The sequence below is a fragment of the Streptomyces spinoverrucosus genome (assembly GCF_015712165.1).
In the GTDB taxonomy this organism is placed as follows: Bacteria; Actinomycetota; Actinomycetes; order Streptomycetales; family Streptomycetaceae; genus Streptomyces; species Streptomyces spinoverrucosus_A.
Genome location: NZ_JADPZX010000001.1, coordinates 6767662 through 6792851, shown reverse-complemented (window position 1 = coordinate 6792851; position 25190 = coordinate 6767662). Strand labels below are relative to the sequence as shown.

20 protein-coding genes, 1 tRNA gene and 1 pseudogene are annotated in these 25190 nt (G+C 69.4%); 12 read left to right on the top strand and 10 right to left on the bottom strand.

The annotated features are described in order from the left end of the window. Positions 1-34 precede the first annotated feature (34 nt). From I2W78_RS30840 to I2W78_RS30805, 8 genes are all read left to right on the top strand, one after another. Positions 35-2317, top strand: a complete 2283-nt coding sequence (locus tag I2W78_RS30840) for an FdhF/YdeP family oxidoreductase (protein ID WP_196463519.1) — start codon at positions 35-37, stop codon at positions 2315-2317. 57 nt (positions 2318-2374) lie between these two features. Next, on the top strand, positions 2375-2863 hold the full coding sequence (locus I2W78_RS30835; protein ID WP_196463518.1) for a PaaI family thioesterase: 489 nt from the start codon (positions 2375-2377) through the stop codon (positions 2861-2863). 57 nt (positions 2864-2920) lie between these two features. Then, positions 2921-3307: a hypothetical protein gene (locus tag I2W78_RS30830; RefSeq protein ID WP_196463517.1), complete on the top strand. Its 387-nt coding sequence runs from the start codon at positions 2921-2923 to the stop codon at positions 3305-3307. 912 nt (positions 3308-4219) lie between these two features. Next, entirely contained in the window at positions 4220-5449 is a 1230-nt protein-coding gene (locus I2W78_RS30825) for a branched-chain amino acid ABC transporter substrate-binding protein (protein WP_196463516.1), read from the top strand. A gap of 117 nt (positions 5450-5566) precedes the next feature. After that, positions 5567-6499: a branched-chain amino acid ABC transporter permease gene (locus I2W78_RS30820; protein WP_196463515.1), complete on the top strand. Its 933-nt coding sequence runs from the start codon at positions 5567-5569 to the stop codon at positions 6497-6499. A gap of 7 nt (positions 6500-6506) precedes the next feature. Then, on the top strand, positions 6507-8333 hold the full coding sequence (locus I2W78_RS30815) for a branched-chain amino acid ABC transporter permease (RefSeq protein ID WP_196463514.1): 1827 nt from the start codon (positions 6507-6509) through the stop codon (positions 8331-8333). A 3-nt stretch (positions 8334-8336) separates the two neighbouring features. Further along, on the top strand, positions 8337-9257 hold the full coding sequence (locus I2W78_RS30810; protein ID WP_196463513.1) for an ABC transporter ATP-binding protein: 921 nt from the start codon (positions 8337-8339) through the stop codon (positions 9255-9257). Next, positions 9254-9970 (top strand): ABC transporter ATP-binding protein, encoded by a 717-nt coding sequence (locus I2W78_RS30805; protein ID WP_196463512.1) that lies wholly within the window; start codon positions 9254-9256, stop codon positions 9968-9970. The genes I2W78_RS30810 and I2W78_RS30805 overlap by 4 nt, the downstream gene beginning before the upstream one ends. A gap of 77 nt (positions 9971-10047) precedes the next feature. On the opposite strand, the gene I2W78_RS30800 is transcribed toward I2W78_RS30805, so the two are convergent. Beyond that, entirely contained in the window at positions 10048-10704 is a 657-nt protein-coding gene (locus tag I2W78_RS30800; protein ID WP_196463511.1) for an ANTAR domain-containing response regulator, read from the bottom strand. A 101-nt stretch (positions 10705-10805) separates the two neighbouring features. On the opposite strand from I2W78_RS30800, the gene I2W78_RS30795 reads away from it, so the two are divergent. Both I2W78_RS30795 and I2W78_RS30790 read left to right on the top strand, forming a co-directional pair. Next, a tRNA-Leu gene (locus I2W78_RS30795) sits at positions 10806-10879 on the top strand. Between the two features lie 105 nt (positions 10880-10984). Further along, positions 10985-11760: pseudogene (locus I2W78_RS30790) on the top strand (helix-turn-helix domain-containing protein). A 20-nt stretch (positions 11761-11780) separates the two neighbouring features. Here I2W78_RS30790 and pyk read toward each other — a convergent pair. Together pyk and I2W78_RS30780 are read right to left on the bottom strand one after the other, a co-directional pair. After that, on the bottom strand, positions 11781-13208 hold the full coding sequence (pyk, locus tag I2W78_RS30785; protein WP_196463510.1) for a pyruvate kinase: 1428 nt from the start codon (positions 13206-13208) through the stop codon (positions 11781-11783). A gap of 194 nt (positions 13209-13402) precedes the next feature. Continuing rightward, complete coding sequence (locus I2W78_RS30780; RefSeq protein WP_196463509.1) at positions 13403-14122, bottom strand: SIMPL domain-containing protein; 720 nt, start codon at positions 14120-14122, stop codon at positions 13403-13405. A 163-nt stretch (positions 14123-14285) separates the two neighbouring features. On the opposite strand from I2W78_RS30780, the gene I2W78_RS30775 reads away from it, so the two are divergent. Continuing rightward, a complete protein-coding gene (locus I2W78_RS30775) occupies positions 14286-16082 on the top strand; it encodes a bifunctional metallophosphatase/5'-nucleotidase (protein WP_196463508.1) in 1797 nt (598 codons plus the stop codon). A 13-nt stretch (positions 16083-16095) separates the two neighbouring features. Here I2W78_RS30775 and I2W78_RS30770 read toward each other — a convergent pair whose 3' ends face one another. The 7 genes from I2W78_RS30770 to I2W78_RS30740 all read right to left on the bottom strand — a co-directional run bounded on the left by I2W78_RS30770 (position 16096) and on the right by I2W78_RS30740 (position 24095). Continuing rightward, positions 16096-17583 (bottom strand): lysine N(6)-hydroxylase/L-ornithine N(5)-oxygenase family protein, encoded by a 1488-nt coding sequence (locus I2W78_RS30770; protein WP_196463507.1) that lies wholly within the window; start codon positions 17581-17583, stop codon positions 16096-16098. After that, positions 17580-18938 carry a pyridoxal phosphate-dependent decarboxylase family protein gene (locus tag I2W78_RS30765; protein ID WP_196463506.1) on the bottom strand — a complete coding sequence of 453 codons (1359 nt, stop codon included), beginning with the start codon at positions 18936-18938 and terminating at the stop codon, positions 17580-17582. The genes I2W78_RS30770 and I2W78_RS30765 overlap by 4 nt, the downstream gene beginning before the upstream one ends. A gap of 254 nt (positions 18939-19192) precedes the next feature. After that, positions 19193-21676, bottom strand: coding sequence for an aminopeptidase N (pepN, locus tag I2W78_RS30760; RefSeq protein ID WP_196463505.1), 2484 nt, complete (start codon positions 21674-21676; stop codon positions 19193-19195). 58 nt (positions 21677-21734) lie between these two features. Then, the gene (locus I2W78_RS30755) at positions 21735-22277 is read right to left on the bottom strand and encodes a response regulator (protein ID WP_196463504.1); all 543 of its coding nucleotides are present in this window, start codon (positions 22275-22277) and stop codon (positions 21735-21737) included. A gap of 136 nt (positions 22278-22413) precedes the next feature. After that, on the bottom strand, positions 22414-22764 hold the full coding sequence (locus I2W78_RS30750; protein WP_196463503.1) for a chorismate mutase: 351 nt from the start codon (positions 22762-22764) through the stop codon (positions 22414-22416). 11 nt (positions 22765-22775) lie between these two features. Further along, positions 22776-23264, bottom strand: a complete 489-nt coding sequence (locus I2W78_RS30745) for a GNAT family N-acetyltransferase (RefSeq protein ID WP_196463502.1) — start codon at positions 23262-23264, stop codon at positions 22776-22778. 66 nt (positions 23265-23330) lie between these two features. Beyond that, positions 23331-24095 carry a S1 family peptidase gene (locus I2W78_RS30740; RefSeq protein WP_230886797.1) on the bottom strand — a complete coding sequence of 255 codons (765 nt, stop codon included), beginning with the start codon at positions 24093-24095 and terminating at the stop codon, positions 23331-23333. 193 nt (positions 24096-24288) lie between these two features. On the opposite strand from I2W78_RS30740, the gene I2W78_RS30735 reads away from it, so the two are divergent. After that, complete coding sequence (locus I2W78_RS30735) at positions 24289-25185, top strand: hypothetical protein (RefSeq protein WP_196463500.1); 897 nt, start codon at positions 24289-24291, stop codon at positions 25183-25185. The last annotated feature ends 5 nt before the right edge of the window (positions 25186-25190 follow it).

Here is a 25190-nt window from a genome sequence, read left to right as displayed (position 1 = left end):
ATAGCTCACACGTGTCCGCGAAGGAGAGTGCGCGATGGCCACCAAGCCGCCCAAGGCCGACCCCGTTCAGGACGCGCCGCGGGTCGCCGAGCCGCAGCACTCGGCGGCCGGGCTGCCGGCGATCGGGCACACGCTGCGCGCCGCCCAGCAGCAGATGGGCGTCAAGCGCACCGCACTGACGCTCCTCAGCGTCAATCAGAAGGACGGCTTCGACTGCCCAGGCTGCGCCTGGCCGGAGCCGGACCACCGGCACCGGGCGGAGTTCTGTGAGAACGGCGCCAAGGCGGTCGCCGAGGAGGCCACCCTGCGCCGGGTCACCCCGGAGTTCTTCGCCGCGCACCCGGTGTCGGACCTCGCCCGCCGCAGCGGCTACTGGCTCGGCCAGCAGGGCCGGCTCACGCACCCCATGTATCTCCCGGACGGTGCGGACCACTACGAGCCGGTCACCTGGGAGCGCGCCTTCGACATCATCGCCGAGGAGATCACCGCCCTCGCCTCCCCCGACGAGGCCGTCTTCTACACCTCGGGACGCACGAGCAACGAGGCCGCGTTCCTCTACCAGCTCTTCGCACGCGAGCTCGGCACGAACAACCTGCCCGACTGCTCGAACATGTGCCACGAGTCGTCCGGCTCGGCGCTCTCGGAGACCATCGGCATCGGCAAGGGCAGCGTCCTGCTGGAGGACCTGTACAAGGCCGACCTGATCATCGTGGCCGGCCAGAACCCGGGCACCAACCACCCCCGTATGCTCTCCGCCCTGGAAAAGGCCAAGGCGAACGGCGCGCGGATCATCAGCGTCAACCCGCTGCCCGAGGCCGGCCTGGAGCGGTTCAAGAACCCGCAGACCGCCAAGGGGCTGCTGAGCACCGGGTCCTCGCTCACGGACCTGTTCCTGCAGATCCGCATCGGCGGCGACCAGGCCCTCTTCCGCCTCCTGAACAAGCTGATCGTGGAGACCGAGGGCGCCGTCGACGAGGAGTTCGTGCGCGAGCACACGCACGGCTACGAGGAGTTCGCCGCGGCCGCCCGCGCCGCCGACTGGGACGAGACGCTCACGGCGACGGGCCTGGACAAGCGCAGGATCCAAGAGGCCATGGACATGATCCTCGCCTCGAAGCGCACCATCGTCTGCTGGGCCATGGGCCTCACCCAGCACAAGCACGCCGTGCCCACCATCCGCGAGCTCGTCAACTTCCTCCTGCTGCGCGGCAACATCGGCCGCCCCGGAGCGGGCGTGTGCCCGGTGCGCGGCCACTCGAACGTGCAGGGCGACCGCACCATGGGCATCGTCGAACGCCCGACGCCCGCCTTCCTGGACGCCCTGGAGCGCGAGTTCGGCTTCGCTCCCCCGCGCGAGCACGGCTACGACGTCGTACGCGCCATCCGTGCCCTGCGCGACGGCGAGGCGAAGGTCTTCCTCGCCATGGGCGGCAACTTCGTCTCCGCCTCCCCCGACACCGAGGTCACCGAGGCGGCGATGCGGCGCGCCCGCCTCACGGTACATGTGTCGACCAAGCTCAACCGCAGCCACGTCGTCACGGGCGCGCGGGCGCTGATCCTGCCCACTCTGGGCCGCACCGAGCGTGACCTCCAGGGCAGCGGCGAACAGTTCGTGACCGTTGAGGACTCCATGGGCATGGTGCACGCCTCCCGCGGCCGCCTGGAGCCCGCGAGCGCGCACCTGCTGTCCGAGACGGCGATCGTCTGCCACCTGGCACGCCGCGTGCTCGGCAAGGACAGCAGGGTGCCGTGGGCGGAGTTCGAGAAGGACTACGCCACGATCCGCGACCGGATCGCACGCGTGATCCCGGGCTTCGAGGACTTCAACGCGCGCGCGGCCCGCCCCGGCGGCTTCGTACTCCCGCACGCCCCGCGAGACGAGCGCCGCTTCCCGACCGCGACCGGCAGGGCCAATTTCACCGCCGCGCCCATCGAGTACCCGAAGCTGCCCGAGGGCCGGCTGCTGCTGCAGACGGTGCGCTCGCACGACCAGTACAACACCACGATCTACGGCCTCGACGACCGCTACCGGGGCATCAGGAACGGCCGCCGGGTCGTCCTCGTCAACCCGGAGGACGCACGGGAGCTCAAGGTCGCCGACGGGTCGTACGTCGACCTGGTCAGCGAGTGGACGGACGGCGTGGATCGGCGGGCGCCCGGCTTCCGGGTCGTGCACTACCCGACCGCCCGGGGCTGCGCCGCCGCCTACTACCCCGAGACCAACGTCCTCGTCCCGCTGGACGCCACCGCCGACGTCAGCAACACTCCGGCCAGCAAGTCCGTCGTCGTCCGTCTGGAACAATCGGCGACCGACTGAGCGTTTGCTCAGCAAGGTACGTCCGACGACGAAGACGACGAAACGGAGCCGGTCGCCATGGGCGAGCAGCAGCAGGTGAAGTTCCCGCAAGAGGTCATCGACGAGTACGCCGCGCTCGGCGTCGACCTGCCCGCCCTGTTCTCCGCCGGGCACCTGGGCACGCGCATGGGCGTGCAGATCGTGGAGGCCTCGGCGGACCGCGTCGTCGGCACCATGCCGGTGGAGGGCAACACCCAGCCGTACGGCCTGCTGCACGGCGGCGCGTCCGCCGTGCTCGCCGAGACCCTCGGCTCGGTCGGCTCCATGCTGCACGGCGGCAGCTCCAAGATCGCCGTGGGCGTCGACCTGAACTGCACCCACCACCGGGGCGTCCGCTCCGGCCTGGTGACAGGCGTGGCCACGCCCGTGCACCGGGGGCGTTCCACGGCGACGTACGAGATAGTGATCAGCGACGAGGCCGACCGCCGCGTGTGCACCGCCCGTCTGACCTGCCTGCTGCGGGACGTGAACCCCGGGGACGGCGAGCACGTGCGCACGGCGGGCTGATCCGGCCCAACTCCCTTGCCATTGCCGAGAATCACCCCGCCCCCGTAGCGTCGGCACATGGCAACGGGAGGACCCACCCGATCGGCGGCCCTGGGGCTGGCACTGCTGACCGGCGCCCTCCTCACCGGATGCGCCGGTCCGGCCCCCCGGCAGCCGGCCTCCGCGTCGCCCTCCCCGCACGCCACCCCGCCCGCCGAGGTGTGCGCCCGGATCGTCGCCTACTGGTCCCGGAAGGTCCTCGACGGCGACACCTACGGTGACTACCAGTCGATGGGCCTGTCCAACGGCCAGTACGAGATCCTCCGGGACGTCGTCGACGCCGCCCGCGCCGAGCGGACGCGTCAAGGCCCGGCGGCAGCGGAGCAGTTGATCGACCGTCAGGCCCGGGAACGCTGCACGGAGCGGTACCGCGACGGCGGGCCCACCGGAGGGCCGTGGAGTTGAGCGGCGTCGGTCCGATCGAGCCGGGCGAAGGCACGCGCGCGTGGGAGCCCCCGCCCGCACCGCCCGCCGCCCGGGCCCCGCGCGGGCGCGCCGCACGGTTGCTCGCCCGGCACCGCCGAGCCGTCCTCGCGACCACCTCGGCCACCGCCTTCGCCGCCGTCGGCGCCTACCTCTACGCCACCCGCCCCGAGGCACCTCCCCAACCGGCCCCGCCGCCCCCGTCCCAGACGGTCCGTCTCACCTACCTCGGCACCGAGGCGACCGAGGGCACCGAGCCCACGACCCCCGGCTTCCGCTTCACGGTGGCAGTGACCGCGCACTCCGGCCCACCGCTCACGGTGGTGCGGATAAGTCAGCCGAACGAAGGCCTTTCCCTGACGGCGATTCCCCGCCCGCCTTTCCGCACCCGGACCGGAATCCCCCACAAGATCGAGATCACCATGAAGGTGACCGATTGCGGGAAAGTGCCGCGGAACGCCGGACTCCCTTTCCTGGATGTAACTCTGCGTAATACGCGCGCAATAGAAGCACACAGTTTCATCCTGGGTGAGCACTATGCCCAGGACCTCTCGGACGCCCTTCAAGTAGCCTGCAGCAACGAGTCCTTGCCATCACCAAAACCCGAGAACACTACTGATAAGGGGCGGGCAGTCCTGCGAGTCTCATAATGCGGACGGGGCGAATCGGCCGGAATTCCGCGCTTCCACCCGCTCAGTACCGCTCTGCATTACGTCGTGTCATAACAAGAGCGTCACAGCCTTGGTCAGACTCTCCTCCACGTTCCCTGCACACGCTTAGAGTCACCGCCAGTCACCGCGCCGTCGGAATCGACGTCAATGGGCATCTCTTCGGCCCCAGCGCTCGACTCGGCGTCTTCCACCGGGAAGAGCCGCGCCAGGGAAAGGACTGATCGTGCGTCAACGTTCGCTCATCGCCATCACCGCCGCACTGGCGGCGGGAGCGCTCACTCTCACCGCCTGCGGTTCGCGCGACGGGGACGGCGGCTCGGACTCCAACGGCGGTGGCACCACCGTCGTCATCGGCGTCGACGCCCCGCTGACCGGCGACCTGTCCGCACTGGGCCTGGGCATCAAGAACTCGGTGGACCTGGCCGTCAAGACGGCCAACAAGGACAAGTACGTCGAGGGCGTCACCTTCAAGATCGAGGCCCTCGACGACCAGGGGCAGCCCTCCGCCGGCCAGCAGAACGCCACCAAGTTCGTTGCCAACGAGGACGTCCTCGGTGTGGTCGGCCCGCTGAACTCCTCCGTCGCCGAGTCCATGCAGAAGGTCTTCGACGACGCCAAGCTCGTCGAGGTCTCGCCGGCCAACACCAACCCGGCCCTCACCCAGGGCCCGGACTGGCAGACCAAGAAGGAGCGTCAGTACAAGTCGTACTTCCGCACCGCGACCACGGACGCCATCCAGGGCCCGTTCGCCGCGCAGTACGTATACAACGACGCCAAGAAGAAGAAGGTCTTCGTCATCGACGACAAGAAGACCTACGGCGCGGGCCTCGCCGCCACCTTCTCCGAGGAGTTCAAGAAGCTCGGCGGCCAGGTCGTCGGCACCGAGCACATCGACCCCGACACCAAGGACTTCTCGGCCGTCGCCACCAAGGTCAAGAGCTCCGGCGCCGACGTCGTCTACTACGGCGGCGAGTACCCACAGGCCGGCCCGCTCAGCAAGCAGATCAAGGCCGCCGGCGCCAAGATCCCGCTGGTCGGCGGTGACGGCATCTACAGCGCCGACTTCATCAAGCTGGCCGGCGCCAGCGGCACCGGCGACCTCGCCACCTCCGTCGGCGCCCCGGTGGAGGAACTCCCCTCCGCCAAGGAGTTCGTCGCCAACTACAAGACCGAGGGCTACAAGGAGGCCTACGAGGCGTACGGCGGCTACTCCTACGACTCGGCCTGGGCGATCATCGAGGCCGTCAAGAAGGTCGTCGAGGACAACAACGGCGAACTGCCCGACGACGCCCGCGCCAAGGTCACCGAGGCCATGCAGGGTGTCTCCTTCGACGGTGTGACCGGCAAGGTCTCCTTCGACGAGTTCGGTGACGCCACCAACAAGCAGCTCACCGTCTACTCCGTCGAGAACGGCGCCTGGAACGCCGCCAAGTCCGGCACCTACGGGGGCTGACCCACACCCGCTCCACTCCCTTGAGAGCCGCGCGGGGCGCTGCATCACTGGCGCCCCGCGCGGACTCGCATCCGGCCCCCTGTCGTCGAATCATCCGAACGTCTCGGAGGACATGCGGTGAACGAACTGCCGCAGCAGCTGGTCAACGGCCTGCTACTTGGATCCATGTACGGGCTGGTCGCCATCGGCTACACGATGGTCTATGGCATCGTCCAGCTCATCAACTTCGCCCACGGCGAGATATTCATGGTGGGTGGCTTCGGCGCCCTCACCGTCTACCTCTACGTGCTGCCCGACGGCACGTCCCTGTGGGTGGCGCTCCCGCTGATGCTCATCGGAGGCATCATCGTCGCCGTCCTTGTCGCCGTGGGAGCGGAACGGTTCGCCTACCGCCCCCTGCGCACGGCCCCACGCCTCGCGCCCCTCATCACCGCCATCGGTCTCTCCCTCGCGCTGCAGCAGGCGGTGTGGGCCTGGTACCCCGACGCCCGCTCCGCCATCACGTTCCCGCAGATCGACGGCGGCCCCTTCGAGATCGGCAGCGTCACCATCCAGACCGGTGACGTCTTCCTGCTGATCGCGGCCCCCATCAGCATGGCGATCCTCGCCTACTTCGTGATGAAGACCCGCACCGGCCGCGGCATGCAGGCCACCGCCCAGGACCCGGACACCGCCAAGCTCATGGGCATCAACACCGACCGCATCATCGTGGTCGCCTTCGCCCTCGGCGCCACCTTCGCCGCCATCGGAGCCGTCGCGTACGGCCTGAAGTACGGCGAAGTCCAGTTCCGCATGGGCTTCATCCTCGGCCTCAAGGCCTTCACCGCCGCCGTCCTCGGCGGTATCGGCAACATCTACGGCGCCATGCTCGGCGGCGTGGTCCTCGGCGTCGCCGAAGCCCTCTCGACCGCCTACATCGCCGACATCCCCGGCATGGACCAGTTCGGCAGCCAGTCCTGGGCCAACGTCTGGGCGTTCGTACTCCTCATCCTCGTACTCCTGTTCAGGCCCCAGGGTCTGCTCGGCGAGCGCGTCGCGGACAGGGCGTGATCCACCGATGACCACACAGACCACCGCACCAGAAACCCCCCGCAAGGTCGACACCGGCAAGCACGCCGGCCTCATCGGGATCCCCCCGCAGCTCGGCCGCGCCCTCGCCACCGGCGGCGGCGCCCTGACCATCGTCTCCACCTTCCTCGCCTGGACTTGGACCTCCGAATTCCCCGGCGACCTCACCGTCTACGGCTACCCGGGCGGACTGCAGGTCCTCGTCCTCATCGGCGGCGCCCTCACCGCGCTGTTCGGCCTCGCCTCCTACGGCATCAAAGGCCTGCGCCGGCTCACCCCCGCCGGCGCCGACAGCGCCCTGAAACTGTCCGCGCTCGGCGCCTTCGCCACCGCCTGGTACACGATCATCGCGATCAGCGCCCAGCTCGGCGGCCTGGTCAACCTCGAACCCGGCGGCTGGGTCGTGGCCATCGCCACCCTCGCCGCCCTACTCGGCGCGTTCGCCCTGCCGTTCGACTGGCCCGCCCCCGAGCCGCTCGACCCCGAGGACAGCAGCTGGGAACAGTTCCGCCAGCGGCTGCGCGGTGCCGGATCCGTCCTCAAGGCCACGCTCGCCACCGGCACCCCGCCGCCCGCGCGCAAGCTCCCCGCGTACGCCGAGATCCTCGTCATCGTCGCCGCCCTCGCCCTCGGCCTGACCGTCTTCACCTACGGCATCGGCACCGAGTACGACGAACTCTTCGTCGGCTTCCTCATCACCGCCGGCTTCGGCTTCGCCGCGGCCGCCAAGGCCGGCCTCGTGGGCCGCGTCTCGGCGCTCACCGCCAAGCACCGCAACGTGACGATGATCGGCGCGTTCGTCGCGGCCGCCGCCTTCCCCTTCACCCAGTCCGACGACCAGTACGCGACGATCGGCGTCTACATCCTGATCTTCGCCACCGTCGCCCTCGGCCTGAACATCGTCGTCGGCCTCGCCGGCCTCCTCGACCTCGGCTACGTCGCCTTCCTCGGCGTCGGCGCCTACACCGCGGCCATGGTCTCCGGCTCCCCCTCCTCGCCCTTCGACATCCAACTGCCGTTCTGGGCCTCGGCACTGCTCGGCGCCGCCGTCGCCATGATCTTCGGCGTCATCATCGGCGCCCCGACCCTACGGCTGCGCGGCGACTACCTCGCCATCGTGACGCTCGGCTTCGGCGAGATCTTCCGCATCACCGTCCTCAACATGGACGGCACCTCCGGCCCGGACATCACCAACGGCTCCAACGGCATCTCGTCGGTCCCCAACCTCAACATCCTGGGCTTCGACTTCGGCGCCGAACACACCATCGCCGGCTTCACCATCGCGCGGTTCGCGAACTACTTCCTGCTGATGCTGCTGATCACGCTGATCGTCGTGATCGTCTTCCGCCGCAGCAGCGACTCCCGCATCGGCCGCGCCTGGATCGCCATCCGCGAGGACGAAACCGCCGCCCTCGCCATGGGCATCAACGGCTTCCGGGTCAAGCTCATCGCCTTCGCCCTCGGCGCCGCGCTCGCCGGCCTCGCCGGCACGGTCCAGGCACACGTCACCTACACCGTGACACCCGAGCAGTACCAGTTCGCCCACGTGGTCCCGCCCAACTCGGCGTTCCTCCTCGCCGCGGTCGTCCTCGGCGGCATGGGCACCATCAGCGGCCCCCTCGTCGGCGCCGCACTGCTCTACCTCATCCCCGCCAAACTCCAGTTCCTCGGCGACTACCAGCTCTTCGCCTTCGGTCTCGCACTCGTCCTGCTCATGCGCTTCCGCCCCGAGGGCCTCATCCCCAACCGGCGCCGCCAGCTCGAGTTCCACGAAGACACGGCAGCACCCACAGTCCTCAGCAAGGCAGGGGCCTGACCCATGACAACCGACACCATCACCACCGGTGAGGCCGTCCTCGACGCCCGCGGCGTCACCATGCGCTTCGGCGGCCTGACCGCCGTACGAAACGTCGACCTCCAGGTCAACAGCGGCGAGATCGTCGGCCTCATCGGCCCCAACGGCGCCGGCAAGACCACCTTCTTCAACTGCCTGACCGGCCTCTACATCCCCACCGAGGGCGAAGTCCGCTACAAAGGCACCGTCCTGCCGCCGAAATCCTTCAAGGTGACCGCCGCAGGCATCGCCCGCACCTTCCAGAACATCCGCCTGTTCGCCAACATGACCGTCCTGGAGAACGTCCTCGTCGGCCGCCACACCCGCACCAAGGAAGGCCTCTGGTCCGCACTCCTGCGCGGCCCCGGCTTCCACAAGGCGGAGGCCGCCTCCCGCGAACGCGCCATGGAACTCCTGGAGTTCGTCGGCCTCGCACCCAAGGCCGAACACCTCGCCCGCAACCTGCCCTACGGCGAACAGCGCAAGCTCGAAATCGCGCGAGCACTCGCCAGCGAACCCGGCCTGCTCCTGCTCGACGAACCCACCGCGGGCATGAACCCACAGGAGACGCGAGCCACCGAAGAGTTGGTCTTCGCCATCCGCGACAAGGGCATCGCCGTCCTCGTCATCGAGCACGACATGCGGTTCATCTTCAACCTCTGCGACCGCGTCGCCGTCCTCGTCCAGGGCGAAAAGCTCGTCGAGGGCGACAGCGCCACCGTCCAGGGCGACGAACGCGTCATCGCCGCCTACCTCGGCGAACCGTTCGAAGGCGCCCCCGGCACCGCCGAAGTCGCGGAGGTCGAGGCCGCCGAGGCGGAGGCCGCCGGGGCACAGGCCTCGGAGAAGCGGGCCTCCGAAGCACAGGCCGACACCACGTCGACCGGCAAGGAGAACGACCGATGACCGCACTGCTCGAAGTCGACGACCTCCGCGTCGCATACGGCAAGATCGAGGCCGTCAAGGGCATCTCCTTCAAGGTCGACGCCGGCGAGGTCGTCACCCTCATCGGCACCAACGGCGCCGGCAAGACCACCACCCTGCGCACCCTGTCCGGCCTGCTCAAGCCCGTCGGCGGCCAGATCAAGTTCAACGGCAAGTCACTGAAGAAGATCCCCGCCCACCAGATCGTCTCCCTCGGACTCGCCCACTCCCCCGAGGGCCGGCACATCTTCCCCCGCATGACGATCGAGGACAACCTGCGCCTCGGCGCGTTCCTCCGCAACGACAAACCGGGCATCGAGAAGGACATCCAGCGCGCCTACGACCTCTTCCCCATCCTCGGGGAACGACGCAAGCAGGCCGCGGGCACCCTCTCCGGCGGTGAACAGCAGATGCTGGCCATGGGCCGCGCCCTGATGTCCCAGCCCAAGCTGCTCATGCTGGACGAACCGTCCATGGGCCTGTCGCCGATCATGATGCAGAAGATCATGGCGACCATCGCCGAACTGAAGGCCCAGGGCACGACGATCCTGCTCGTCGAACAGAACGCCCAGGCAGCCCTCTCCCTGGCCGACCACGGCCACGTCATGGAGGTCGGCAACATCGTCCTGTCCGGCACGGGCCAGGACCTGCTGCACGACGAGTCGGTACGGAAGGCGTACCTGGGCGAGGACTAGCTCCTTCGGCATACAGGACGAGGCCCGCGCCCCCTGCTCACCAGGGGACGCGGGCCTCACCGTACGAGACGACGAACTCAGCCCTTGGCCGCCTTCTTCTCCTGGGCGTCCTGAATGACCGCCTCGGCGACCTGCTGCATGGACAGGCGCCGGTCCATGGACGTCTTCTGGATCCACCGGAACGCGGCCGGCTCGGTCAGCCCGTACTCCGTCTGCAGGATCGACTTCGCCCGGTCCACCAGCTTGCGCGTCTCCAACCGCTGGCTGAGGTCGGCGACCTCCTTCTCCAGCTCCTTCAGCTGCGTGTACCGGGACACCGCCATCTCGATCGCCGGAACGACATCACTCTTGCTGAACGGCTTCACCAAGTACGCCATCGCACCGGCGTCCCGGGCACGCTCGACGAGGTCGCGCTGCGAGAAGGCGGTGAGCATCAGCACCGGGGCGATGGACTCCTCGGTGATCTTCTCGGCGGCGGAGATGCCGTCGAGCTTCGGCATCTTCACATCGAGGATCACCAGATCGGGCCGGTGCTCCCGGGCCAGCTCCACGGCCTGCTCACCGTCACCGGCCTCACCGACGACGGTGTAGCCCTCTTCCTCCAGCATCTCTTTGAGGTCGAGCCGGATCAGGGCCTCGTCCTCGGCGATGACAACACGGGTCGTCATCGGAGGCACATGCGACTTGTCGTCGTCGGACGCGTCAACGGGCTGGGGCGACTCGGGGGCGGTCACTCGGGCTCCTCGTTCAGGGGCAGGGGTACTGCTGACAAGAGCGTACCTAGCTGCGGTATGGTGGACGGGCAGCGGGTCGACGATAACCTTTGATTCGCAGGGCTCCGGTAGTCCAATCGGCAGAGACGATACCCTCAAAAGGTATTCAGTGTGGGTTCGAATCCCACCCGGGGCACTTTTCCTTAGTTTTCAAGGTCACACTGTTCAGCGGAAGGCCACCTTCGCGTGATCTTCCGCTTTTTGCTGCACGCAGCCACCATCATTCACGCAAAGTAGCCGCATGTACGACATGGGTACACGCAAGCGAGCGTTGGCACTGGTGGCGCAGGGGCGCAGCCTCAGCTCCGTAAGCAGGGAGACGGGAATCTCCCGGGCCACCATCCGCAACTGGCAGAACCGCATCGAACCCCAGAAGCGCGGAGGCGGCCGCCCCTGCCCCAGATGCGAACCCGTGCCGCGCTTGCCCGAGGACCAACCCTCGTGTGCCTACCTGCTGGGTCTCTATCTCGGTGATGGCTACATCAGCGCGCATCGGAAAGGCGTCTACTTCATGCGTATCGTTCTGGACCGAGCCTGGCCCGGCGTCATCGACGCCTGCGAGAGGGCACTCCGCGCAGTACGCCCGACCAACAGCGTTTTCCGCGTGAAGAAGAAGGGCTGCTTCGCCGTGTCCTGCTCCAGCAAGCACTGGTCCTGCCTCTTCCCCAGCACGGGCCCGGCAAGAAGCACGATCGCTTCATCACCCTCGAACCCTGGCAGCAGGCCATCATCGATGCCCACCCGTGGGAGTTCATCCGAGGCCTCATCCACTCCGACGGCTGCCGCATCACCAACTGGACAGTGAAGACAGTCGCCGGCGAGCGCAAGCGCTACGAATACCCCCGGTACTTTTTCTCCAACAAGTCGGACGACATCCGGCGGCTCTTCACATACGCCCTCGACAAGGTCGGCGTCGAGTGGACCACCCTCGCCCGGGGCAGCGATCCGTTCAACATCTCCGTCGCCCGCAAAGCCTCCGTAGCCCTCATGGACGCCCACGTAGGCCCCAAGCACTGACAACCAGAACCCCTGCCCGGCTACGACTTCTCCCCGATGTGGTGCACCCGCACCATGTTCGTCGTGCCCGGCATCCCGGGCGGCGAGCCCGCTGTGATGATGACCGTGTCGCCCGGCCGGCAGCGGCCGTACTGGGTCAGGAGCTCGTCGACCTGCCCGACCATCGCGTCCGTCGACTCCACGTGCGGACCCAGGAACGTCTCGACACCCCAGGTCAGGCTCAGCTGGGAGCGGGTCGCGGGCTCGGGTGTGAAGGCGAGGAGCGGGATCGGGGAGCGATAGCGGGACAGGCGGCGGGCCGTGTCGCCGGACTGGGTGAACGCCACCAGGAACTTCGCGCCGAGGAAGTCGCCCATCTCCGCCGCCGCCCGGGCGACCGCGCCGGCCTGCGTGCGGGGCTTGTTGAGCTCGGTCAGGGGTGAGAGCCCCTTGGCGAGGAGGTCCTCCTCGGCCGCCTCGACGATCTTCGCCATCGTCCGGACCGTCTCGACGGCGTACTTGCCGACGCTGGTCTCGCCGGACAGCATCACCGCGTCCGTGCCGTCGATGACGGCGTTGGCGACGTCGCTGGCCTCGGCACGGGTGGGCCGGGAGTTCTCGATCATGGAGTCGAGCATCTGCGTCGCGACGATCACCGGCTTGGCGTTCCGCTTGGCCAGCTTGATGGCGCGTTTCTGGACGATGGGGACCTGTTCGAGCGGCATTTCCACGCCCAGGTCACCGCGCGCCACCATGATGCCGTCGAACGCCGCGACGATGTCGTCGATGGCTTCGACCGCCTGCGGTTTCTCGACCTTGGCGATGACCGGGAGGCGGCGCCCCTCCTCGTTCATGATGCGGTGGACGTCCTCGATGTCGCGGCCGCTGCGGACGAAGGAGAGGGCGATGACGTCGAAGCCGGTGCGCAGGGCCCAGCGCAGGTCGGACTCGTCCTTCTCGGAGAGCGCGGGGACGGAGACGGCGACACCGGGGAGGTTCAGTCCCTTGTTGTCGGAGACCATGCCGCCTTCGACGACCCTGGTGTGGACTCGGGGTCCGTCGACGTCGGTGACCTCCAGGCAGACCTTGCCGTCGTCGACGAGGATGCGCTCGCCGGGGGTGACGTCGTCGGCGAGGCCTTTGTACGTCGTCCCGCACGACTGCCGGTCGCCCTGGGCGCCGTCTTCGACGGTGATGGTGAAGGTGTCGCCGCGTTCAAGGAGTACGGGTCCTTCGGTGAAGCGGCCGAGCCGGATCTTCGGGCCCTGAAGGTCGGCGAGGAGCCCGACGCTGCGGCCCGTCTCGTCGGAGGCCTTGCGTACGCGCTGGTAGCGCTCCTCGTGCTCGGCGTATCCGCCGTGGCTGAGATTGAATCGGGCGACGTCCATTCCGGCGTCGACCAGTGCCTTGATCTGGTCGTACGAGTCGGTGGCGGGGCCCAGTGTGCAGACGATCTTTGCTCGGCGCATGATTCGAGCCTAGGCCTTACCGGCGGGTAGACAATTGGTCGGGCATGACTACTCAACAACCTTTGCGTGAAGGGGTGTTGACAAGTGTTGAATTGTGCGGAGGGGTGCTCTGATGAGCATTCCGCACCCCTCACCCATTCACCGTCATGCATTCACCCAGGCAGAAATTTTCGAATTTCGGTGAGCCGGTCCCGTCAAAGCCGCGGCGGCACCATGGTGAAACGTGCGTTGACCTGGGCGTGGACGTGTTGCCGCTGGGGTTCGAGATCGAGGGGTGCCGCGGCCGTGTCCTCGGCGGCGGCCGAGTAGGCCACGGAGCGCATGCGTCCGCCGGATGCCGAGGGATAGGGCTGCGGGCTCTCGGCGCCGATGTCGGCGAGTTCCACGAGCGCCGAGAGAGTCGTACCGAGCGCCTCGGCGTATTCGCGCGCGCGTTGTACCGCCTCGCGGACGGCCTGCTGGCGGGCCTCGCCGTGGGCGGGTGAGTCGGGGCGCAGCGCCCACCAGGGGCCGTCGACGCGGGTGAGGTCGAGGTCGGCGAGGCGGGAGGTGAGTTCGCCGAGGGCGGTGAAGTCGGTGAGTTCGGCGGTGATGTGGACGATGCCGTGGTAGGTGCGGACGCGTTCGCCGCGGCCGTGTTTGGTGAGTTCCGGGGTGATGGAGAAGGCGCCGGTCTCCAGTCGTTCGACGGCGTCGCCGTAGGACTTGACGAGGTCGAGGACGGTGGTGTTGCGGCGGGTGAGGTCGTCGAGGGCGGAGCGTCGGTCGCGGCCGCGGGCGGTGACGGTGATGCCGATGCGGGCGATCTCGGGGTCGACTTCGAGGTGGGCCTCGCCGCGGACGGCGATGCGGGGGGCGTCGGGGGTGCCGTAGGGGACGGCGGGTGGCTGGGGTTCCTCGGTGGGTGAGGTCATACGTCCCACTCTGTCACCGCTGGGTGGGTTGTGGTCCTGGCGGGTCATCAGATCGCAACGTGTGGGGACTGTTGGGGGCGGTCATGTCCGGGTCAGAATCTACGCGCGTTGTTTCTGTTCGAGCCTTCGACCCTGATCGACCCTGACCCCTGGAGTTCCCCACATGCCGTTGAACCGCCGGAAGTTCCTGAAGAAGTCCGCCGCGACCGGGGCGGGGGTGGCGATGGCCGGCGCGGCCGCGGCACCGGCGGAGGCGGCACAAGACAGGAGGAAGCGCCCCAAGCGGTACTCCATCACCGTCATGGGCACCACCGACCTGCACGGTCACATCTTCAACTGGGACTACTTCAAGGACGCGGAGTACTCCGACGCCAAGGGCAACGTCCAGGGCCTGGCCCGGATCTCGACGCTGGTGAACCAGGTGCGCAAGGAGAAGGGCCGCCGCAACACGCTGCTGCTGGACGCGGGCGACACCATCCAGGGCACCCCGCTGACGTACTACTACGCGAAGGTCGACCCGATCACCGCCAAGGGCGGCCCGGTGCACCCGATGGCGCAGGCGATGAACGCCATCGGGTACGACGCGGTGGCGCTCGGCAACCACGAGTTCAACTACGGCATCGAGACGCTGCGCCGGTTCGAGGAGCAGTGCCGGTTCCCGCTGCTCGGCGCCAACGCCGTAGACGCGAAGACGCTGCGGCCGGCCTTCCCGCCGTACTTCATGAAGACGTTCCGCGTGCCGGGTGCCCCGCCGGTGAAGGTCGCCGTGCTGGGGCTGACGAATCCCGGCATCGCGATCTGGGACAAGGCGTATGTGCAGGGCAAGCTGGTCTTCCCGGGTCTGGAGGAGCAGGCGGCGAAGTGGGTGCCGAAGCTGAGGTCGATGGGTGCGGACGTGGTGGTGGTCTCCGCGCACAGCGGTTCCTCGGGCACGTCGTCGTACGGCGATCAGTTGCCGTACGTGGAGAACGCCGCCGCCAACGTGGCCCGGCAGGTGCCGGGCATCGACGCGATCCTGGTCGGTCACGCGCATGTGGAGATCGAGGAGCTGCTGGTCACGAACGAGCAGACCGGCAGGTCGGTCGTCCTGTCCGAACCGCTGTGCTACGCCGAACGGCTGACGCTGTTCGACTTCGAGCTGGTCTTCGACAAGGGCCGCTGGCAGGTCGAGTCGGTCAAGGCATCGCTGCGGAATTCGAACACGGTCGAGGACGACCCGAGGATCACGAAGCTGTTGTCGGACGAGCACGCGAAGGTCGTGGAGTACGTCAACCAGGTCGTCGGCACCGCGACCGAGACGCTGACGACGGTCGAGGCCCGCTACCGGGACGCCCCGATCATCGATCTGATCACCAAGGTGCAGGAGGACGTCGTCCGGGCGGCCCTGGCGGGCACCGAGTACGCGTCGCTGCCGGTGCTCGCGCAGGCGTCGCCGTTCTCGCGGACGTCCGAGATCCCGGCCGGTGATGTGACGATCCGGGATCTGTCGAGCCTGTATGTGTACGACAACACGCTGGTCGCCAAGTTGATGACGGGCGCGCAGCTGCGGGCGTACCTGGAGTACTCGGCGGAGTACTTCGTGCAGACGGCGGCCGGCGCGCCGGTCGACGTGGAGAAGCTGACCAACGCGGGCGGCCGCCCGGACTACAACTACGACTATGTGTCGGGGCTGACGTACGAGATCGACATCGCCCGGCCGGCCGGGTCGCGGATCAGGAATCTGGCCTTCGGGGGTGCCGCGCTGGACGATGCCCAGCGGTTCGTGCTGGCGGTGAACAACTACCGTGCCAACGGCGGAGGCGCGTTCCCGCATGTGGCGTCGGCTCCGGAGTTGTGGTCGGAGTCGACGGAGATCCGCACCCGGATCGCGGAGTGGGTGACCGCGAAGGGTGTGCTGGATCCGAAGGACTTCGCGTCGGTGGACTGGAAGCTCACGCGGGACGGCACGCCGGTGTTCTGAGCCTTCGTGGCTCTCAGGTCCCGTCCCGCAGGGGGGTGAGCGCCCCCGGGTGCCGGGCGGGCGGGACCTGGGAGCGGGGCTGGTCCAGGCCGAAGGTGGTGAACGCGGTGCGCTGCGGCAGCGGGTACGACTCCTTGCCGGTCAGCGTGTTGAGGATGGTGGCGCTGCGCCAGGCGGCGAGGCCGAGGTCGGGGGTGCCGACGCCGTGGGTGTGGAGTGAGGTGTTCAGGACGTAGGCCGCTCCGGTGACGGAGGGGTCGAGGACCAGGCGGAAGTCCTCGTCGACGCGGGGGCGTTCGTGGCTGTCGCGGCGCAGATAGGGGTCGAGGCCGGCGAGGAGGCGGGTCAGGGGGCGTTCGCGGTAGCCGGTGGCGAGGACGACGGCGTCGGTGGCGAGCCGGGAGCGAGTGCCCTGCTGGAGGTGTTCGAGATGAAGTTCGACCCTGCTGGTGGCGATCCGGCCGGCGGTGCGGACGCGGACGCCGGGGGTGAGGACGGCGTCGGGCCAGCCGCCGCCCAGGTTGCGCCGGTAGAGCTCGTCGTGGATGGCGGCGATGGTGCCGGCGTCGATGCCCCTGTGGAGCTGCCACTGTGCTGCGACGAGTTCCTCGCGGACCGGCTCGGTCAGGGCGTGGAAGTAGCGCGTGTAGTCGGGGGTGAAGTGTTCCAGGCCGAGCTTGGAGTACTCCATGGGCGCGAAGGCGGGGCTGCGGCCGATCCAGTGCAGTTTCTCCCGCCCTGCCGGGCGGTGTCGCAGCAGGTCGAGGAAGACCTCGGCGCCGGACTGTCCTGAGCCGACGACGGTGACGTGTTCGGCGGCGAGCAGGGTGGCGCGGTGGTCGAGGTAGTCGGCGGCGTGGATCACGGGTACGCCGGGTGCGTCGACGAGGGGCCTGAGCGGGTCGGGGACGTAGGGCTCGGTGCCGATGCCGAGGACGATGTTCCTGGTGTACGTACGGCCGAGGGACTCGGCCCCTGCGTCGGCGTCGGCCTCGGCGTCGAGTCGGGTGTAGTCGACCTCGAAGACATCGCGTTCGGCGTTCCAGCGGACGGCGTCTACCTGGTGGCGGAAGTGGAGTCCGGGGAGGTTCTCGGCCACCCAGCGGCAGTAGGCGTCGTACTCGGTGCGCTGGATGTGGAAGCGCTCGGCGAAGTAGAAGGGGAAGAGCCGCTCGCGGGTTTTGAGGTAGTTGAGGAAGGACCAGGGGCTGGCGGGATCGGCGAGGGTCACCAGGTCGGCGAGGAACGGGACCTGGATGGTGGCGCCGTCGATGAGGAGGCCGGGGTGCCAGTCGAAGGTGGGGCGCTGTTCGTAGAAGACGGCGTCGAGTTCGGCGAGGGGGTGGGCGAGTGCGGCGAGGGAGAGGTTGAGCGGGCCGATGCCGATGCCGACCAGGTCGCGGAGAGCCTCGACTTCGTGGGGAGCCGGGTGCGGGGCGGCGGCCGGGTTCGCTTCAGGGGTGGCCGGTGGTGTGGTCGGCGGGTGGGTCGGGCGGGTCATCGGGGGGTGTGTCCTTCCACCAGTGTCAGGAGGGCGGCCAGGTCGTCTGGCCTGGTGTGGGGGTTGAGGAGGGTGGCCTTGAGCCAGAGCCGGCCGTTCAGCCGGGCGCGGCCGAGGACCGCGCGGCCGTCGTTGAGGAGGCTTCGGCGTACGGCGGCCACGGTGTCGTCCGTGGCACCGGCGGGCCGGAACAGGACCGTGCTGATGGTGGGCCGGTCGTACAGTTCGAAGGCCGGGTGTGCGGTGATGAGCCGGGCCAGATCGTCGGCGCGCTCGCACACCTGGTCGACCAGTGTGCCGAGCCCGCTCCGGCCGAGGGTTCTCAGCGTGACGGCGATCTTGAGGATGTCCGGGCGCCGGGTGGTGTGCAGGGAGCGGCTCAGCAGGTCGGGGAGACCGGCCTCGGTGTCGTCGTCGGCGTTGAGGTAGTCGGCGCGCTGGTGCAGGGCGGTGAGGTCGCGGGCGTCGCGGACGGTGAGCAGGCCGGCGGCGATCGGCTGCCAGCCGAGTTTGTGCAGGTCGAGGGTGACGGTGTCGGCGGCGTCGAGTCCGGTGAGCCGGTGGCGGTGCCGTTCGCTGAACAGCAGCCCGCCGCCGTACGCGGCGTCGATGTGCAGCCGGGCCCGGTGGGTGCGGCACAGGGCGGCGATCTCGGGCAGCGGGTCGATGAGCCCGGCGTCGGTGGTGCCGGCGGTGGCGGCGACCAGCACGGGGCGGGGCAGTTCGGTGAGGGCCTCGTCCAGGGCGGCCGGGTCGAGGGTTCCGGCCGGGGCGGGGACGGTGACGGGTTGGGGCAGGCCGAGCAGCCAGGCGGCGCGGGTGAGCGAGTGGTGGGCGCCCGCGCCGGTGACCAGGTGGACGTTGCCGCCGTGTGCCTCGCGGGCGAGCAGCAGGGCGAGTTGGTTGGACTCGGTGCCGCCGGTGGTGACGAGGCAGTCGGCGGCGCCGGCCGTCTCGGCGAGCGCCCGCGTGACGAGGGCTTCCAGGGCGGAGGCGGCCGGGGCCTGGTCCCAGGAGTCCAGGGAGGCGTTGAGGGCGCCGACGGCGAGGTCGGCGGCGGTGGCGACGGCGAGGGGCGGGCAGTGCAGATGGCCGGCGCACAGCGGGTCGGCCGGGTCGGCGGCGCCCTCGGCGAGGGCGTGCACGAGGGCGCGCAGGGCGTCAGGGTCGCCCTCGTCCGGCAGTACGTCCCCCAGCGTGTCCCGCATCCGCGCGGTCACGGCCTCCGGGCCGCCCGCCGGGAGGGGGCCGCCCCGTGCCCGGCCGCCGGCGTCCAGCGCGTCGAGCACGGTGTCGAGCAGCGGCCGCAGGGCGCCGGGGCCCGAGGGGCCGGAGGCGAGGGGCGGCGTGGGCATGTACCCAGCTTGTACGCGGATGGGGCGACGCGCCCGAAACGTGCGGGTAGAACGACCCGAAGGGGGTAATGAGCCCGGCGGTTTACGCTTCCCGGCGTTTTCGTTTCCCGGCGTTTTCGCTTCCCGACGTTTTCGCTTCCCGGCGTTGGTGCGGGCGTCGCTGGGGGCTGCCGCCCCCAGGCCCCCGCTTCGGCCCTGGACGGGCCTCGTCCTCAAACGCCGGACGGGCTGAGATACCGCCCGGCGCTGAAGAGCTAGGCGGTTCCCCTCACCCGCAACGCCCTCGCCAGATCGTCGAGTTGATCGACGAGCTTCCGCCGCAGCGCCGGTGTCGGCTCGGCGTCGCGCAGGCACTCCTCGCCCAGCCGCAGGGTCTCGGTGTCGACGGCGTGGGCGGGGAAGGCCCACCTGCCGGCGGCCTCGGCCATGGCGGGGCCGCGGCGGGCCGCGAGGGCGAGGGCGTCCTCGTAGTAGCGCGGCACGTACTGGCGGACCAGTTCGGCCTGTTCAGGCTGCCAGAAGCCCTGGGCGGTGGCCGTGAACAGGTAGTTGGACAGCTCGTCGTGCGCGAACATCGCCTCCCAGGCCGTCTGCTTGGCCTGCGGGTCGGGCAGGGCGGCGCGACAGCGGGCGGCGCCCTCCTGGCCGGTGGCGCTCGGGTCGCGGTCGAGTTCGGCGGCGATGGCGTTCTCGTCCGTGGCGCCGAGGACGGCGAGGCGGCCGAGGATGCGCCAGCGCAGCTCGGGGTCGAGCCCGGGGCCGCCGGGGACGATGCCGTCGGCGAACCAGGCGGCGATGGTGTCGGGGTGGGCGGCGACGTCGATGAAGTGGCGTACGGCGAGCAGGCGCAGGCCGGGGTTGTCGCCGTCCTCGGTGCGGCGCAGCAGGTCGCGGCAGAGGGCGGAGAGGGTGCTCAGGGCGGCGGGGCGCTCCTCGGGGGTGAGGTAGCGGTCGGCGATCTGGTGGATGGCGAAGCCGAGGACGCCCTGGACGAGGGCGAGGTCGCTCTCGTGCGGCAGGTGGGCGCGGGCAGTCTCCAGGTAGGCGGTGGGGGGGAGTTCGGCGTCGCGGACCGCGTCCCTGAGGGCGTTCCACACGACCGCGCGGGTGAGGGGGTCGGGCAGGCCGGACAGTTCCTCGCGCACGGTCTGGAAGGAGCGCGGGTCGAAGCGGACCTTGGCGTAGGTGAGGTCGCCGTCGTTGAGGAGGAGCAGGGCGGGGCGCTTGCCGATGGGGAGGCCGTCGGGGTGCGGGATGTCGAGGTCGAGGCGGGCGCGCAGGGTGAGGCGGCCCTCGTCGCCGAGGTCCTGGTCGTAGAGGCCGACGGCGATGCGGTGGGGGCGGCTGCCGGTGTGGTCGACGGTGAGGGTGCAGGTGCCGTTGTCGCCGGTGGTGATGCGCGGGGTGAGGGTGTCGACGCCGGTGGTGCGCAGCCAGGCGTCGGCCCAGGCGGGGACGTCGCGTTCGGTGGCGGCGGCGAGGGAGTCGATGAAGTCGGCGAGGGTGGCGTTGCCGAACCGGTGCCGGGTGAAGTGGGTGTTGATGCCGGCGAGGAAGTCCTTCTCGCCGAGCCAGGTGACGAGTTGGCGCAGGGCGGAGGCGCCCTTGGCGTAGGAGATGCCGTCGAAGTTGAGCAGGGCGGAGGCGGTGTCGGGGACGGCCTCGGGGGCGACGGGGTGGGTGGAGGGGCGCTGGTCGGCGTCGTAGCCCCAGCCCTTGCGGACGACGCCGAAGTCGGTCCATGTGTCGGTGAAGCGGGTGGCCTCGGTGAGGGTCTGGTAGCCCATGTACTCGGCGAAGGACTCGTTCAGCCAGATGTCGTCCCACCACTTGAGGGTGACGAGGTCGCCGAACCACATGTGGGCCATCTCGTGGGCGATGACCATCGCGCGGGTCTGCCGCTCGGCGTCGGTGACGGCGGACCGGTAGACGAACTCGTCGCGGAAGGTCACCAGTCCGGGGTTCTCCATGGCGCCGGCGTTGAACTCGGGGACGAACGCCTGGTCGTAGGAGTCGAAGGGGTAGGGCTCCTCGAACTTCTCGTGGTAGCGGTCGAAGCAGGCGCGTGTGACGTCGAGGATCTCGTCGGCGTCCGCGTCCAGGTGGGGAGCGAGCGAGCGGCGGCAGTGGATGCCGAAGGGCAGGCCGCGGTGTTCGGTGCGCACGGAGTGCCAGGGGCCGGCGGCGACGGCGACGAGGTAGGTGGAGATCGGCGGGGTCGGTGCGGCCTTCCACACGCCGTCGGTGTGCTCGGTGATGCCGTTGGCGAGGACGGTCCAGCCCTCGGGGGCCTTCACCGTCAGCTCGAAGACGGCCTTCAGGTCGGGCTGGTCGAAGGCGGCGAAGACGCGTTGGACGTCGTCCAGGAACAGCTGGGTGTAGACGTATGTCTCGCCGTCGGTGGGGTCGGTGAAGCGGTGCATGCCCTCGCCGGTGCGGGAGTAGCGCATGGCGGCGTCGACGCGCAGTTCGTGGTCGCCGGCGGTGAGGTTCTTCAGGGGCAGGCGGTTGCCGTCGAGGGTTTCGGGGTCGAGAGGCTGTCCGTCCAGGGTGACCGAGCGCAGCTCGGCGGGTTTCAGCTCGACGAAGGTGTCCGCGTCCGTGCGCGCGGTGAACCCGATCACCGTACGGGAGTCGAAGGTCTCGTCACCGGTGGTCAGGTCGAGATCGATCGTGTAGTGGCGGACGTCGATGAGCTGGGCACGGGTCTGCGCTTCGTCGCGCGTGAGTACGGACATGGATCACATGCTGCCTGATGGCACCGACAGCGGGACAGGGGTGGGTCGTTTCGCGGGGTCACGTGCGGTCCTGCGCCGGCGTCGACCCTCGCCGGTCGCGCTGCCCGGGCAGGCGCGCGCCCGGCTTGTCCAGTTCGGCCCGGGACTCGGTCTTCGGTTCCGCTCGGGACTCGGTCAGGGCGCGCAGTTCGCGGACCTCGCGTTCCAGCGCCTGGTGGCGCTGGTGGGCGTCGTACAGGTAGCGGACCTTGGTGCGCAGCGCCCAGGGGTCGACGGGTTTCATGAGGAGGTCGGCGACGCCCAGCCCGAAGGCGGCGGAGGTCAGTTCGTGGTCCGGGCCGTAGCCGGTGAGCAGGACGACCGGGATGTGCTGGGTCTGCTCCAGGCGGCGCAGGTAGCGCACCACGTCCAGGCCGCTGACGCCGGGCATCCGCACATCGAGCAGCAGCAGTCCGACCCGACCGCGCAGCACCTGTTTCAGGGCCTCGTCGCCGCTGGTGGCGCGGCCGAGGTCGTAGCCGAGCGGGGCCAGGGCGCTCTCCAGTGCGTACAGCGTGTCCTCGTGGTCGTCGACGATGAGGATCTTGGTGTCCGACCCCATGCCCGAACTCCCTCCGGCGTGGACACCAGAGTATGCGAGGCACTGACGGTCAGTGGTTGCCCGTTGACGATCAGTGCGCGCCGCGGCCGGCCCCGTCCGGGCCGCGCTGTCCCGTGCCGGGTCGGGTTCGCCGAGGTCAGCCGAGTGTCGGCGAGGTGCCGTTCGCGGTGTCCTCGGCGATGCGCTCGTGGTGCCTGATCACTTCGCCGATGATGAAATTGAGAAACTTTTCAGCGAACCCTGGGTCGAGCTTGGCGCTCTCGGCGAGGGCGCGCAGCCGGTCGATCTGCCGTGCCTCACGGGCCGGGTCGGCGGGGGGCAGCCGGTGCACGGCCTTGAGGCGGCCGACCTGCTGGGTGCATTTGAAGCGCTCGGCGAGCATGTGGACGACGGCCGCGTCGATGTTGTCGATGCTGTCGCGCAGCCGGGAGAGTTCCTCGCGGACGGCCGGGTCGACGTCACCGGTGGTGGTGTTGCTGGTGGTCATGGGCGCCCACCCTACGCGGCGGGCGGCTGTCGTCGGATGCCTTCAGGATCGGATGAGGATCGGATGACCTTGTGCAGGTACACGTCCTCGTGCCCGCCGGGAACGCCCGGCAGGCGCCCCGCCTCACGGAAGCCGAGCTTGAGGTAGAAGTCCGGGGCCTGGAAGGTGTACGAGGAGACGATCATGTCCGTGCAGCCGCGCCGGACGGCCTCGTCCTCGGCGGCCCGCATCAGCTTGCTGCCCCACCCGGTGTGCCGCTGGTCCCTGCGCACCCACAGCATCTCCACGCCGCACAGGCCGCCCCAGACCCACCCGGTGAGTCCGCCGAGCAGTTCGCCGTCCTCGGCGGTGACCCGGACGCTGAACTCGTCGGGTTCCCCGGCGCCGGTGGCGGCCGTGTTGAACGCGGTCAGCTCCTGGTCGAGGCGCTGCTCCAGGTCGTCGTCCTTGCCGCCGACCTGGAGGGACGCGGTGGCCGCGGAGTGCTGTTCGGTGGTCACGCCCGGGATTCTGCCAGGGGGCGTTGACCGACGACCGGATTTCCGGCGTCCTCCTCCGGACAGGCCCTACAGCGCGTTCGCTGCCCGGGCTATGTCCTTGGCGAAGTGGCTGACCTCGGTGTACACACCGGGGACGCCGGTCCGGGCGCAGCCGTCGCCCCAGCTGACGATGCCGACCTGGATCCACTTGCCGGCGTCGTCCTTGCGGAACATGGGGCCGCCGGAGTCACCCTGGCAGGTGTCGATGCCGCCGCTCTGGTAGCCGGCGCACAGCTCCTCCTGGGGCACCAGCCGGTTGCCGTAGTGCCACTTGCACGCGCGGTCGGTGACGAAGGGCACCGTGGCCTTCTGCAGCTTGGTGGTGCCGGTGCCCGCGCCCTCCTGGGTGTCGCCCCATCCGGCGATGGTGAAGGTGCCGCGGTTGTAGCGGTTGGTGGTGGCGATCTTCAGGGTGGGCTTGTTGATCGGCCGGGCCAGCTTGATCAGCGCCCAGTCCTTGCCCACACCGTCGTAACCCGGCGCCACCTTGACCTTGGTCGACTTGACCTTGATCGCGGCCGGGGAGTTGAGGTCGGCGACTCCCGCGGTGACGGTGATGCGGGTGTTGTTGCCGGAGCCCTCCATGCAGTGGGCGGCGGTCAGGACGACGTCCTTCTTGTAGAGCGCGCCGCCACAACCCATCGAGAGGTGGACCATGAACGGGAACTCGTTCTGCGCGGCGGGCTTTCCTCCGATCACGCGCGCGTCCGCGGCGTGCGCGCTGACGGGCTGGAGGCTGGCGACCGCGAGAGCGACGGCACCGGCCGCCGCGGCTCTCCTGGCCAGGGACAGACGATTTCTCGTCGTCGCGTGATGGGTCAACGTACTTCCCTTCGTGGGGGATTGGGCGGCTGGCCAGTATGAAGATCACACAGCGTCCAGGACAAGGACTGATCTCACGCCCCCACGACTGAACCCGCCGAGCGAAAATCCGCTCTCCCCCTCGTACAGTGGAATCGGGTTCAAGGCGTCTTGGGGGTACGGCGTGGCGAACGACGGACCGGTCGAGCACGGCTACCCGCACCTGGAGACGGTGCGGGCCGCCATCACCGCGCTGTACAAGCGGCTGTCGTACGACACGATCCAGACGTTCGCGATCAGCGTGCCCCCGGCCGACGTGGCGTTCTGCGACACCGACGACCTCTATCTGGGCGCCCAGCGCGTGGCCCGGGAGCTGGTCCGGCACTACCGGTTGCCGGACGCCCGCCTGATCGTCAGCTTCCGCGAGATGCACCACGCGGCGAACGTCGAACTCACCGCGGGACCCGAGTACTTCGTGGAGCTGAACGACCGCTTCCGTACCCATCGCCGGGACATCGGCGCGGCGCTCGCGCACGAGATCATGCACGTCTATCTGCACCGCCTGGACCTGTCGTTCCCCGGCACCCGCGACAACGAGATCCTCACGGACACGGCGACGACGTATCTGGGCGCCGGCTGGCTGCTGCTCGACGCCTACCGGGAGGACGCGGCCTCCAGCCAGAAGCTCGGCTATCTGACCCCGGAGGAGTTCGGGTACGTCCTCGCCAAGCGCGCCCTGGTGTTCGGCGAGGACCCGTCGATCTGGTTCACCAGCCCGCAGGCGTACACGGCGTATGTGAAGGGCATGTCCCTGGCCCGCCACGACGAGCAGCAGCCGCCACTCACCGCGGCGGGCTGGGCGGGCCGCCGCCGCTACGCCCGCGACCGCCGCCACGCCCAGAGCCACTACACCCCGGCCGGCTCACCGGGTACTCCGTACGCCTTCACCCCCGACGCCCGGGGCCCGCTGCGGGTGTCGTTCCCCTGCCCCACGTGTCACCAGCGGATCAGGGTGCCGGTGCGGGGGCGGGTGCGGGCGCGGTGTGCGTTGTGCCGGACGGTGTTGGAGTGCGACACCTAGGCATC